Origin of the sequence: Photobacterium gaetbulicola (genome assembly GCF_003025515.1) — a bacterium.
Taxonomy (GTDB): Bacteria; Pseudomonadota; Gammaproteobacteria; order Enterobacterales; family Vibrionaceae; genus Photobacterium; species Photobacterium gaetbulicola.
Genome location: NZ_PYME01000003.1, coordinates 112946 through 125382, shown reverse-complemented (window position 1 = coordinate 125382; position 12437 = coordinate 112946). Strand labels below are relative to the sequence as shown.

Annotated in this window: 10 protein-coding genes and 1 pseudogene; 6 read left to right on the top strand and 5 right to left on the bottom strand. The window is 48.5% G+C overall.

Annotated features, from left to right (window positions below; all coding sequences use genetic code 11):
* Window positions 1–181: 181 nt before the first annotated feature.
* Entirely contained in the window at window positions 182–943 is a 762-nt protein-coding gene (gene kduD / locus C9J03_RS03400; RefSeq protein WP_044621697.1) for a 2-dehydro-3-deoxy-D-gluconate 5-dehydrogenase KduD, read from the bottom strand.
* Window positions 944–1319: 376 nt separating this feature from the next.
* Between kduD and C9J03_RS03395 the strand changes: the two genes are divergently transcribed.
* Window positions 1320–2486: an oligogalacturonate lyase family protein gene (locus tag C9J03_RS03395; RefSeq protein WP_044621696.1), complete on the top strand. Its 1167-nt coding sequence runs from the start codon at window positions 1320–1322 to the stop codon at window positions 2484–2486.
* A gap of 177 nt (window positions 2487–2663) precedes the next feature.
* Here C9J03_RS03395 and uxaC read toward each other — a convergent pair whose 3' ends face one another.
* Together uxaC and C9J03_RS03385 are read right to left on the bottom strand one after the other, a co-directional pair.
* On the bottom strand, window positions 2664–4070 hold the full coding sequence (uxaC, locus tag C9J03_RS03390) for a glucuronate isomerase (RefSeq protein ID WP_044621695.1): 1407 nt from the start codon (window positions 4068–4070) through the stop codon (window positions 2664–2666).
* 106 nt (window positions 4071–4176) lie between these two features.
* Complete coding sequence (locus tag C9J03_RS03385; protein WP_044621694.1) at window positions 4177–5952, bottom strand: sodium:solute symporter family transporter; 1776 nt, start codon at window positions 5950–5952, stop codon at window positions 4177–4179.
* Between the two features lie 360 nt (window positions 5953–6312).
* On the opposite strand from C9J03_RS03385, the gene C9J03_RS03380 reads away from it, so the two are divergent.
* A complete protein-coding gene (locus tag C9J03_RS03380; protein WP_044621693.1) occupies window positions 6313–8322 on the top strand; it encodes a heparinase II/III domain-containing protein in 2010 nt (669 codons plus the stop codon).
* Window positions 8323–8477: 155 nt separating this feature from the next.
* On the opposite strand, the pseudogene C9J03_RS03375 reads toward C9J03_RS03380, so the two are convergent.
* Window positions 8478–8722, bottom strand: a pseudogene (locus C9J03_RS03375) (integrase core domain-containing protein); the annotation flags it as partial.
* On the opposite strand from C9J03_RS03375, the gene C9J03_RS03370 reads away from it, so the two are divergent.
* From C9J03_RS03370 to C9J03_RS03355, 4 genes are all read left to right on the top strand, one after another.
* On the top strand, window positions 8683–9168 hold the full coding sequence (locus C9J03_RS03370; RefSeq protein ID WP_082060526.1) for a CurL C-terminal domain-containing protein: 486 nt from the start codon (window positions 8683–8685) through the stop codon (window positions 9166–9168). The pseudogene C9J03_RS03375 and the gene C9J03_RS03370 overlap by 40 nt on opposite strands.
* A gap of 15 nt (window positions 9169–9183) precedes the next feature.
* The gene (locus tag C9J03_RS03365; RefSeq protein ID WP_044621691.1) at window positions 9184–9852 is read left to right on the top strand and encodes a thioesterase domain-containing protein; all 669 of its coding nucleotides are present in this window, start codon (window positions 9184–9186) and stop codon (window positions 9850–9852) included.
* 198 nt (window positions 9853–10050) lie between these two features.
* Window positions 10051–10857 (top strand): thioesterase II family protein, encoded by an 807-nt coding sequence (locus tag C9J03_RS03360; RefSeq protein WP_162845542.1) that lies wholly within the window; start codon window positions 10051–10053, stop codon window positions 10855–10857.
* A gap of 49 nt (window positions 10858–10906) precedes the next feature.
* Window positions 10907–11572 carry a 4'-phosphopantetheinyl transferase family protein gene (locus tag C9J03_RS03355; RefSeq protein ID WP_146149058.1) on the top strand — a complete coding sequence of 222 codons (666 nt, stop codon included), beginning with the start codon at window positions 10907–10909 and terminating at the stop codon, window positions 11570–11572.
* 357 nt (window positions 11573–11929) lie between these two features.
* On the opposite strand, the gene C9J03_RS26445 is transcribed toward C9J03_RS03355, so the two are convergent.
* Window positions 11930–12109, bottom strand: a complete 180-nt coding sequence (locus C9J03_RS26445) for a hypothetical protein (protein WP_146149057.1) — start codon at window positions 12107–12109, stop codon at window positions 11930–11932.
* Window positions 12110–12437 lie beyond the last annotated feature (328 nt).

Sequence of the window (12437 nt, the reverse complement as noted above, 5' to 3'; positions counted from 1 at the left end):
GCAAGTAAGATTAACGCAAGATCCCTGAGCTCTTAGTCGCTCGGGGATTTTTTTTGCCTATGTACCCAAGGATGCTAGGTTCGGCGAGATTTACTGGGTTGATAGGCAAAAAAACACCGAACGTTTTTTACGTTCGGTGTGAAGGCATTCAGGATATGCGTTTAACGTTTCCTTGCTGTGATTAACGAGCCAGCCACCCACCGTCAACGGCAAGGGTATAGCCTTGAATATAGCTGGCGGCGTCAGATGCCAGGAAGACGGCTGGGCCGGAAAGATCTTCCGGCTTACCCCAGCGCTCCGCCGGGATACGATCCAAGATTTCCTGGTTGCGTTTTTCATCCTGGCGTAGCTGAGCGGTGTTATCTGTTGCCATATAACCAGGGGAGATGGCGTTGACATTGATACCGTGTTTAGCCCACTCATTAGCTAGCAGTTTAGTGAGGCCGGCAATACCGCTTTTGGATGCCGTGTAAGAGGGCACACGGATCCCACCCTGGAACGATAGCATCGACGCAATATTGATGATTTTTCCGCCGCTCCCCTGGGCGATGAACTTTTTGGCGACAGCTTGGCTGAGGAAAAAAGCGGTTTTGAGATTAATATCCATGACATCATCCCAGTCAGATTCACTGAAATTGATGGCGTCTTCGCGGCGGATGATACCGGCATTGTTCACTAAGATGTCGACTTTGCCAAAGTGCTCCACGGTTTGTTGCACGATTGCAGGAATATCATCCAATTTCATCAAATTGGCTCGAATATCAATAAACTGACGACCAATAGCTTCGACTTTCTTCTGCGTTTCTACGCTGCCAGAAGAGCTAACGCCGACAATATGGCATCCGGCTTGTGCTAGGCCTACAGCAATACCCTGACCTAACCCTCTGTTGCAACCTGTAACAATGGCTACTTTACCATCAAGGTTAAATGAATTCAGAATCATGCCTTTTCCTCAAAGTGATGGCTGTTTGTGTAATGGTTGAGAGGGATAATACCATCATGATTCATCTTTTCAACAAAAAAGAAACGGCGTTTCAATTTCCGCAATCTTATCGATGTGTTGACGGGAGACTAATGGTCATAACGAATTGTGTTGCCGAGTCATAAATTTGATAGTGGTCACGTTTTTGGTTTGTTTTTTTTAAATTGAACCATTGTTTTGATTTTTTGTGTGCTTGTCCGTCGAGGTAGGTTATAATCACTTTAACTTGAAACATTGTTTTGATTATTGTGACGGTCGGGCTGTGTAAGTGTTCCTCTGCGTACTATGCTTACAGGTTATCCCAGCCCGGCGGCTGATTTAATATCGGAGAAATAGAATGGCAAAAGGTAACGTAATCGACCTGAGCTTTGAGGTTTTTGAAGACAGTGATACTGGGGTGAAAGTGACTCGCCTTACCCCGAAAGGTATGACTTGCCACCGTAACTACTTTTACCAAAAGTGTTTTACTAATGATGGTACTAAGTTACTTTTTGCCGGTGACTTCGATGGTAATCGTAACTACTATTTGTTGGATCTAGAAAAGCAGCAAGCTACACAGCTGACTGAAGGCGCAGGCGACAATACGTTTGGCGGTTTCATTTCAACGGATGAGAAAAGCTTCTTTTATGTGAAGAACGAGTTACACCTGATGAAGGTGGATCTAGAGACGCTGGAAGAGAGCGTTATCTATACCGTTGACAGCGAATGGAAAGGTTACGGTACGTGGGTGGCTAATTCTGACTGCACCAAGCTTGTCGGTATCGAGATTTTGAAATCGTGCTGGAAGCCATTGACAGATTGGCAGAAATTCCAAGACTTCTATCATACCAACCCAACGTGCCGCTTGATTAAGGTTGATATCCAGACGGGTGAACTGGAAGTTGTTCATCAGGATGATGCGTGGCTGGGCCACCCAATCTACCGTCCTTTTGACGATTCGACGGTTGGCTTCTGCCATGAAGGGCCGCATGATCTTGTGGATGCGCGCATGTGGCTGGTTAATGAAGACGGTTCGAACGTTCGTAAAATCAAAGAGCATGCCGAAGGCGAGTCTTGTACTCACGAGTTCTGGATCCCAGACGGTTCGGCGATGGCCTATGTTTCTTACTTCAAGGGCCAGACGGATCGCGTCATTTACAAAGCTGATCCGGTGACGCTTGAAAATGAAGAAGTCATGGTGATGCCGCCCTGTTCACACTTGATGAGTAACTTCGATGGTTCTTTGATGGTCGGTGATGGCTGTGATGCGCCAGTGGATGTGGCTGATAGCGACGGTTATAACATTGAGAATGACCCGTTCCTTTACATCTTGAACACCAAGACCAAAACGTCGACTCGCCTGGCGAAGCACTCGACTTCTTGGGAAGTGCTAGATGGTGACCGCCAGATCACTCACCCGCACCCTTCATTTACGCCTGATGACAGTGGCGTGTTGTTCACGAGTGATTTTGAGGGCGTTCCGAGTCTGTATATTGCAGAAATTCCAGAGCAGCTTAGATCATAGCGATCAAGGTTGAGTGCGATTGCCCTCAGACGCTGGAAAGAAAAACCCACTTCGGTGGGTTTTTTTATGAACGGCCATTGTCGATGCACGCAAACAATAGGCTAAATTGAGCGAGTCCAATGCGGACAGTAAGGCCAAGTCATTCTGTGACTTGGCCTTTTTTGGGCTTTCGTGATACTACAGGTCGAAGTAGCGTTTGGCATTGTGGTAACAGATATCGCTGATCAGACGTTCCAACAACGTCTCATCGTCTGGCAGCTCGCCGAGCTCAACCCACTCGCCGATCACGTTGCACAATATACGGCGGAAGTATTCATGGCGGGGGTAGGAAAGAAAACTTCTGGAGTCGGTTAGCATGCCTACAAAGCGACCCAGAGCCCCCAGATTCCCCAAAGTTTGCAGTTGGTTTAGGATGCCATCCTTCTGATCGTTAAACCACCAAGCCGCACCCAGCTGAACTTTGCCCGGCCCACAGTCACTATCTTGGAAAGCGCCGATCATTGCGCCAAGCACATAGTTGTCCTTTGGGTTGAGGCAGTACAGGATGGTTTTGGGCATGGAGTGCTGGTAATCCAGCGAGCTCAGCAGTTTGCTCAGGGGCTGGGCAATACAGGTATCGTCAATGGCGCTGAAGCCAGTTGCTCCGCCCAGTTGTTCGAAGCGGCGGCGGTTTGCGTCTTGCAGTACCCCGATGTGTATTTGCATGACCCAGCCAAGATCATGGTTCTTTTGACCTAGGTATTGGAACAATTGGGTCTTGAACTGCGCGACTTCTAGGCTTGACAATGGCTGGCCTGCAAGGGCCTTTTTGAATGCTCTGTTGGCGTCATCTGGGGTTGCATCGGTATAAGGGACAGTTTTGAGCCCAAGATCTGATAAGCGACAGCCGTGTTGATGGAAGTATTTAAAGCGTTGCTCTAATGCCCGGTAGAGATCTTCAATATTGTTGATTCTGGTATCGGTTAGCGAGGCAAGCTTGGCCACCCAGGTGACAAACTTTTTGTTGTTTTCGATATTGAAGGCATCGTCGGCCCGGAAGGTTGGCAGTACCTTTACCTTGAAGTCCGTCTCAGCTAAGTGGCGGTGATAGCGAAGATCGCTTAAAGGGTCATCGGTCGTACACAATGACTCAACATTCATTCGCTCTAGTAGCTGCCGGGCTGAAAAACCGTCGCCGCTGATCTGTTCATTGCACTGCTGCCAGATTTGGTGACAGTTCTCGGGACAGATCAGTTCGTTAATACCAAAGTAGCGCTGCAACTCCATGTGGGCCCAATGGTAGAAAGGGTTGCCGATCAAATAAGGAACGGTTTCACACCATTTCTCAAATTTCTCGAAATCGCTCGTATCACCTGTGATGTAGCGCTCGTCGATCCCGTTACTGCGCATTGCCCGCCAAACATAATGATCATGGGAGAGCCATGCATCGGCGATAGAGCGGTAGTGGATATCGTGGTAGATATCCTGGGCACTGAGGTGGTTGTGATAATCAATAATCGGAAGGTCTTTGGCAACGCTGTGATATAGGTGTTGTGCTGTTGGGGTGTGCAGCAAAAAGTGCTGATCAAGAAAAGGCTTCTTCATAATATACTCTTCAATGAAGGGGTTAGCCTAGCTGGCATGAAAGCTTGGTCAAAATAAAATGCCGCCTCAGGTCAATGAGGCGGCATTGGTTGGCAATATTTAGCGCTTAGCTCTGAGTCGCAAGTTGCGCCGCTGATTCCGGCTTGCTCTGGGCGCTCTTTTTAAGCAGGTAGCCCGTCAGCAAGATGATGCCCGAACAGCCTAGGAACAATGCGCGGCCCCATAGTGGGTTTGGTACCAGTACCATGGCCAGCAGACCCACACCCATCATCATGGTGATGGTGCCCAGTTTCTCACGCTGCATTTTGTCGAACTCGTCCTGAGAGTCGTCTGCAACACACTCGGTTTCAACGTTCTCGAAGAAGGTGTTGATCTCAGCTTTCTCTTCTGCGGTGAACGACTCTTCTTTGTAGAACAGGGTAGTTGCCCAGAAGAAGCTTGCGGTCAGGAACAGGTGAGCTGCAATGGTGATCATGGTGCGTAGTTCACCAATTTCACGACCGGTAAACTCGATACCTAGCAGCTGGCCAAGAGCCTGAGGCGTGAAGACATTGATACATAGCCAAGAGACGAACATACCGAAGACCACTGTTGCCCATGCTGCCCACTTAGGTGTTTTCTTGATGAACATACCCATAAATAGCGGAACTAGGATTGGTGACTGAGCCAGTGTTGAAACTGTCATCATCAGGTCAAACAGGCTTAGCTCTTTCAGGCTGCTAAATAGCTGGGCCATCATGATAACCACGATGCCGTTTGCCACACATACAATCTGGCCAACACGTAGCTGTGATTTTTCGCTGGTTGGTTTGTTCTTGCAGATCACTGGGGTCCAAAAGCTGCGAACAAAAATGCCCGAGTTTCGGTTTAGCGCTGAGTCCATTGAAGACATGGTCGCAGCAAATAGACCCGCAACAAGCAGACCAACTGTACCCAGTGGCATCGCATTTTCAGCAAAGACAAGGTAAACCGCATCTGAAGCCTTGTTACCAAGAGCTGCGTATTGCGTTGCCGCTTCAGGGTATAGGATGGCAGAGGCCCAAGGCGGGATGAACCAGATGATGCTACCCACAGCCATTAGGCCCATCGCCATCAGTGCTGCTTTGCTGGCATTTTTGGAGTCTTTGGCATTCAGGAAGCGGTAAGAATCCTGCATGTTGTTGATACTTTGTAGCTGCTTAACCACGAAGAACAGGAAGGTACCCACAAAGATCAGGCCGTAGTTCATATCAGGACCCATCATGAAGTCAGATGGGAAGTTGGCGACAATTTCACCCGGGCCACCGACTTTGATAAGGGCGACAACAGCACAAGCAATAGAAATGATGGCAACAACCAGAGTCTGAACGAAGTCCGATGCCACTACACCCCATGCGCCACTTAGTAGCGAGATAGCCAGTACGGCAAGACCAGTGATCCAAATGGTTGTTGTCATGTCGAAGCCAAACACGGCACCCACGAAGATCGATAGGCCATTTAGCCACACACCGGCATTCAATACACTCAGAGGGATAATCGCCCAGGTAAAGAACTGCTCATTGGTTGTACCAAAGCGGTTGCGTACGGCCTGGGTTGGGGTATCAACGCGGGTCTGGCGGAAACGCTTTGCAAAATAAAGGTAGGAAACACCGTAGGCAAGGGTGTTACCAAAGAATACTGCCGTGGCCATAAAACCATCGTTAAAGCCTTTACCTGCGGCCCCGGTGAAGGTCCATGCCGAGAACTGGGTCATGAAGGCGGTTGCCCCCACCATCCACCACAGCATCCTGCCGCCCCCACGGAAGTAGTCGCTAGAAGAGTTACTGGCCATTTTTTTAAAGGCGAGACTGATGAAAATCATCAGCATAAAGTAGCCGCCTATTACCATAATCTCTGTATTCATAGTGCTCTCTTTGCTTATGCCAACCATTGCAATCGATGATTGGGCTGTTGCGATTCATAGTTGAAAATCTTATGTGGCGAATTTTATGTGTTATTGAGCGATAAAACTGTGATCAAAATCCATTTAGGAAAAAAATGAAACGTGATTTTGTTTTTGTTGGTTGTATTGTTTCGTGTTTAGCTTTTGATAGTCATTTAATAACAACAGCTTAGCGGGGTGAGGCGTAAAAGCTATTGATATGCGTAGGCTTAAGTGCGATTTCTGGAGTGTGATCTTACTTTATCTTTGCGTAAATTTTACCAACATCCGATGCTGTTTGTGTATAATTGAAACGGTGGTTCATAAAAAATCGGGTATTTCATGCTTCAGTTTTCTAGCGAAGAAATGACTAAGATCAAAACCAAGGATTGCTCAGCGATCATTGATAATTTGATCCAGAACAATCAGACAGTTTTGACATCGGAGACCTTGGTTCCGCCAGATTCACGGGCGACATGGAATTTATACTACTTCTGTCCAGAACACGGTGTTCGCCTTGATTGGCAACGTAATAGTCCGTTGGAGCATCGTTGTCCGGTAGACGGTAAGGTATTTACCGGCGAACCGTACGATGGCGCATGGTGGCGCTGGCTTAATGGGCTAAACTCCAAAGCCTGTAATGAACTGGGGCTACTGTGGCACTTGACGGGTGAACAACAATATTTAGCTAAAGTTCGTGATATTTTGATGGCCTATGCGGATCATTACCCCGACTACGAAGAGCACGGCGGTATCCCGTACAATGGTCCAGGTAAAGCTAATGCCCAGACCTTGTGTGAAGCCAACTGCCATATGGACTTTGCCCGTGGCTATGACTTTGTTCGGGAAGCGCTGACAGAAGCAGAGCGTGGTCACATCGAACAGAACTTGTTGCGTGAAGGGGCGGAGTTCATGATGCAGCACCGCAGTGATCAGCTCCATAACCACGAAATGAAGATCAGCTCAACTATTGGTGTGATTGGTTTGTTGCTTGATGAGCAGCGGTTTATTGATTTTGCTGTAAATAGCCCCTACGGTCTTCGCTATCAGCTGGAGCATGGCATTATCGGCGAAGGACTGTGGTTCGAAGGTTCTATCCATTATCACTATTACGCGTTGCAGGCTCTTATGGGCTACGAGATGATGGCGCGTGGCAGTGAGTATTCGCTAAAAGATCATCCTAGTTTTTTCCAGATGCTCGCTTTTCCACTGCAGCTCGTGCAGATCGATGGCCGTTTCCCTCGCTTGAACGATTGCATTGCCGGTCAGGAAGTCCTTACTCACTCTCACTTGTTCGAGTACGCCTACAGTGAATTCAAACATCCATTGTTTGCTTCAGCGTTGGCGAGTATTTATCAAAACAAGAGCCGGGACAATATCGATGCCTTGCTTTACGGTGTTGAGGAGCTGCCTGCTGCTGAGCCTTTGGCAACCCAGCCAATCCATGCGCCGGACGTTGGGATAACTATCTGCAAAGATCAGCAGCGCAGCAATATGCTGCTGGTTAAGCACACTCCGTATGGCGGCGAGCATGATCACTATGATCGGTTAGGTATTATCATTTGCCGTGACGGCAAGGAAATTTTGCCGGATCTGGGTACAACTGGGTACGGTGCCGAGCTGCATTATGGTTATTATAAAAATACCGTGACCCACAATACCCTTGCGGTTAATCAGCAAAACCAGCCACCGGCAATACCGCAGGTACTGAGCTTCGAAGAGCATGATGGCGTCACTTGCCTCGATACTATTGTCGATTGGTCTAAAGCCCACCCAGGCTTGGACAGCCATACGCTGGTTCAGTGGGATGAAGATGCCTACCGGGACGTTACTTTCCGCCGTAGCGTGATTTGGCTCGGCCATACGGCGATTGAAATCAACCAGGTAGAAAACCCGCACGCCCAGCAACTGGATTTAGTCTGGCATGTGCGCGGCCAGCATCAGGTACATCCGGCCGCAGTTGAGTGCGACAACCCATTGCAGGGGCCGCTTGCACGTATGACCGACTGCAAGGTGCAACCCGTATCTGGCGTATCAGCACAGCAGTTTGACATTGAAGGGCAAGCGCCGTACCACTGCTATGTTGTTGCGCAAGGGGAGCTGCTGACCGGGCAAGCGCCGGATAACCCTGCAACTAGCAACCTGTCTTACATGCTGTTGAGAAGTAAGAATACCCACTACAAAGCCGCGGTGATCCATGATCTGGATAGTGCTCGAGCACTCGAAAATGTCGATGTCCAATGGGTCGGAGACAGTGCCTATATCAGCCTGAGCCGGGGCGGTGAAGCGCATTCAATCAAAGTGGCCTTCACGGATAGTGGTATGGAATACCACGTGTTGCGTCACGACTGATAACGTTGAGTAAAACCCAGCCAATCGAGGGAAGCCAGTACTGATGTGCTGGCTTTTTTGATCGGTATCGGCATATCGTTTTTATCGTCGTTGTAATGCATGCTTTTCAGCGTTTCCCTTTCTGTCAAAAGAACTATTCCGTGACATCTGTATGGTCAACTTAAATTGGCCACGGTTTTATAGTTATTCCAGTAACGCCTTTCAGACTCATTCGGTGTCAGCCCTCCATTATAGTGATGCTGCCTAAGCTGACTTTAATAACCGATTATGTATCGAATGATTTCTTGTCGAGCTTCAGCAACACTCCGATAGCCCGTTACTGAAATCCGTTCTGTTTTAAGCTTCTGAAGAACCTCTCCATTGGACTGTTGCCCCAGCAGTTTCCTCGTCTCAATAGCGAGACAATTTAACGCCCTGGGTAGATACTGCGGGGGCAGTTCATTCGGTATCGGTGGGACTAATGGCCCTATTGTGTTGGAGCAAGCTTCACCCGAGGCCGCCTCGGAACCATCCAGGCAAACGCAGTTTCTGCTCTGCTCAGCGAGAACCGCCTCGGCACTGAAGACGCGTTGTGAGGATCTTGCTGATTATTTCAGGGCGAATAAAGCGCTGAATTTGGACGATGCTGCCTATACCCTGCAGGTCGGGCGTAAGCCATTTGAATACCGTGCCGCCTTTGCGGTCAGCGAAAAAGACGATATAGCTTCCATTATAGGTAAGCAGTGGCATAAAGATCAGATTGACGGAGGGTTATCTGACCATAAACCTGATATCGTTTTCATGTTTTCCGGTCAGGGGAGCCAGTATCCCGGTATGGCCAAGGAGCTGTTGGTTGAGCAAGCCTGACAGGGGATTCGTGACGTGCTATTTAGCTCGGCGTCAGGCTCTGCCGCCGAACTCAACCAGACACGGTTAACCCAGCCTGCCTTGTTTGTTGTCGAATATGCCTTAGCCAAGTTATTGATGAGTCTCGGGATCAAGCCGAAGGCGATGATCGGGCACAGTATTGGTGAATATGTCGCCGCTGCCTTGTCAGGGGTGATGACATTCCTCGGACGTGGGATCGGTCAGATCTTTGGCAATAGCTTGGATATTGATCCGAATGAACTCAATGGACTAGAGCCAGAGGCCCAGTTCGAACGAGTACTAGAAAAAGCCAGCAGTATCAATGAGATGTCTGAGAACGGGGCGGCCCGTGAGCAACTGGAGCAAATTATTGATATGTTCAGGGGCGCCGACAGTGCCGAGCGTCAATACCAGCCCCAGCCGTACCATGGAAAAGTGAAGCTTATTCGGGTGCAGGATTTGGATGATTACGAGTTTACCGGCTACAAAGAGCATCCGGATATCAAGACCCCGACCTTTGGTTGGGATCATGTTGCGACGGATCTCGAATGCCGTATGGTGCCAGGGACCCATATGACAATGGTTGTTGCCCCCTATGTTAGAGAGGTGGCGCGGACATTGTCGGCAGTACTGGCAGAAGCCCACAGTGAGAGTGAGCAATCTCAGTTGTTGGCTATGGTATAGAAGAGAAAGGTGAAGAGCCCGGCGCTTTGATTGAATATGACCTCCTGCTCATACCATGATAATCGTCGGTTAATCACTAAGACTTATCGCACTACAAGTGGCATTTTCCGGCCAGGGCTATTGAAGAAATAGCCCGCTATCCCAATCAATTTGTGGAATCTGAACAGTGACATTAAACATAGGATGTTGAAAGTTAAAATGAAAGCTCAGTTGAAAGTTGTCAATGCAAAGCCCGAGCAAGCTATCGATACGTGGTTTGCCAACTTCACAAATCACGACAATGGAGATTACCGGTTGATTTGTTTTCCTTTCTCGGGAGGTGGAGCCAACATCTACCGCCAGTGGACTGCGCATCTGTCTCAGACGGAAGTGTGGGCGTTGAAGCTGCCGGGGAGGGAGGCTAGGTTCTCCGAGCCAGTGATAACTGATCTTGAATTGTTGATTGAAACGCTGGCGCCGATAGTAAAGGCTCTGATGGATAAGCCATGCGTGTTCTTCGGCCACAGCATGGGGGCGTTGATTGCTTTTGAGCTGACCCGTTATATGGAAAAACATTACGGTTGCTCACCTGAACTCTTGGTCGTATCAGGCTTCCGTTCTCCTGAAAGGAAGAGCAAGAAGCGACAGCTCCATGCTCTGCCTGAGTCTGAGTTTGTCAGTGAGTTGTATGATTACGGTGGAACGGTACCACAGATTCTTGAGCACAGAGAGACAATACTGCTGCTGTTGCCAATGCTTCGCGGTGACTTCAAGATGCATGAGACCCATCGTTTTGATCCATCCCAGACAGTCAGCTGTCCTATCCATGCGCTATACGGCCGTGCCGATGTGGTTGCCGATAGGGACGATATCGAAGGCTGGCAAAAATATACCCAACAGGCGTTTTTGCTCACGGGGTTCGACGGCGAGCACTTCTTCCTCAATACCGAGTATCCTCGGATCTGTGGTTTGATAGAAACACAGATGGGCAGTGTGACTTCAGGTCGGAGACGGTTCCGTGCTTAGGGGGGAAAGTTACGCTGACGATTTATCGGCTCACGATGTTATCTATATAATGAAAAATAAAGTAGATATCTGGCCTCGGCTTTATCGTGATCTTGCTAAGTGTGAACAAGATCAAGTCGATCGGTTCACCTTTAATAAAGACAAAGCCAGGTATACGGTCAGCCATTGGTTTATGCGCCGGATCCTCGCTGATCACCTCGGCTGCACCGGGAGCGAGTTAGTGTTTTCTCAAGGCTCCTACGGAAAGCCATATCTAGGCGGACAGTCCGGTTTGTTTTTCAACTTGAGTCACTGTGATGAGTGCAGTGTTCTGATTGTCAGCCGCTACGGTGAAGTCGGGGTCGATGTCGAATCGCCGCATCGGATGTCCGTCAGCGAGATCGACGGACTCAAGCAGGCTGTACTGACCCAGGCTGAGCGCGAAAGGCTGGATCGCCTGCCCGTCGAGCAACAGGCTGAATGCTTCATTCGATTTTGGACGCTGAAGGAAGCCTATTTGAAGCAGAAGGGCTGGGGGTTGTATTATGAGCTGGACAAGTTGAGCTTCTCACTTGACGGGCCGATAGGGGTGGAGGTAGCCGGAAAGCCGGATTGTGATATCAACCTCGGTAGTATTGCGGCGCAGGGGCACCTCGTGTCTTGGGCGACACACAATTACGCAGACCCGCTGATCAGGCGCCTAAACTTACCGGTTTGGGGTGAAAATTGCGCATAATACCGGCCACTTTGGTTATTTGGGCACTAACATCTGGGATTAAATCAAAAAATAATGCAATTGCTCAAATTTTTTTTGCGTTACTAAAATTATGTGATAAATTGCTTTCAGATTTGAGAGAATCAAATTATGAACACAGCTCCATTCTCCTTAGAACGGGGGAGGATGGCTAAAAGGTCTGATATTCATTTGCATGATTGAGGCCTACTGGGGAGACCCAGTGAATATCCTGCTTGGAACCCAGGGTATTAGGAACGGGAAACGGCCCTGAGTGAAAACTCAGGGCCGTTTTTTCTTGCTAGGTCACGGTGTGATAGCTTACCGATAGCCATGCAAGATGAAATAAATGAGTTGCGGTCATGTATTGGCTGTGTTGTAACGACGGTTGCGCCCTGCCCAAATCGTGCTTTCAGCCAAGTTCTCAATGGGATTTTCTTCTCTTACCCTGCTTCTTCTTCGGCGATGAATACTGCCTTGCGTATTTTTTTGGTAGTGGCTGTTAAGCTGCCGGAGGCTCTTGATATCACTTAATTTCATCGTTCTCTCCTTAAACAGATATTGATACCAGCATAGTGGTCTTACCTGAATGGAACTTGACGGGGTTATTCATTTGGTTGCATTTGTATCACAAATTTGGGCGGTGGTTCTATAGGGTGGGTTGATGTTTTTGTGGGGCGGGAAGCAGAACAGTGAAATGGGCCTTTTTCAACTAAAAGTAAAAAATATGGTAGGGGCTGAAAAAACGCGGGGATACATAGAGGAAAGTCTTTTTTCTTGTTCGCTCACCATTTTTTGTTGTTTTGTTACACGAAAACAAGGAAATAATTTGAGCTTGATCACACTAAATTGTAGTATTTTGCCGTTA

Excerpts from the sequence above, each read along its gene's own strand:
- C9J03_RS26445 (WP_146149057.1), bottom strand. The coding sequence starts at position 12,109 with ATGAAATTAAGTGATATCAAGAGCCTCCGGCAGCTTAACAGCCACTAC.
- C9J03_RS03355 (WP_146149058.1), top strand. The coding sequence starts at position 10,907 with ATGAAAAATAAAGTAGATATCTGGCCTCGGCTTTATCGTGATCTTGCT.
- C9J03_RS03360 (WP_162845542.1), top strand. The coding sequence starts at position 10,051 with ATGAAAGCTCAGTTGAAAGTTGTCAATGCAAAGCCCGAGCAAGCTATC.
- C9J03_RS03395 (WP_044621696.1), top strand. The coding sequence starts at position 1,320 with ATGGCAAAAGGTAACGTAATCGACCTGAGCTTTGAGGTTTTTGAAGAC.
- kduD (WP_044621697.1), bottom strand. The coding sequence starts at position 943 with ATGATTCTGAATTCATTTAACCTTGATGGTAAAGTAGCCATTGTTACA.
- C9J03_RS03380 (WP_044621693.1), top strand. The coding sequence starts at position 6,313 with ATGCTTCAGTTTTCTAGCGAAGAAATGACTAAGATCAAAACCAAGGAT.
- uxaC (WP_044621695.1), bottom strand. The coding sequence starts at position 4,070 with ATGAAGAAGCCTTTTCTTGATCAGCACTTTTTGCTGCACACCCCAACA.
- C9J03_RS03385 (WP_044621694.1), bottom strand. The coding sequence starts at position 5,952 with ATGAATACAGAGATTATGGTAATAGGCGGCTACTTTATGCTGATGATT.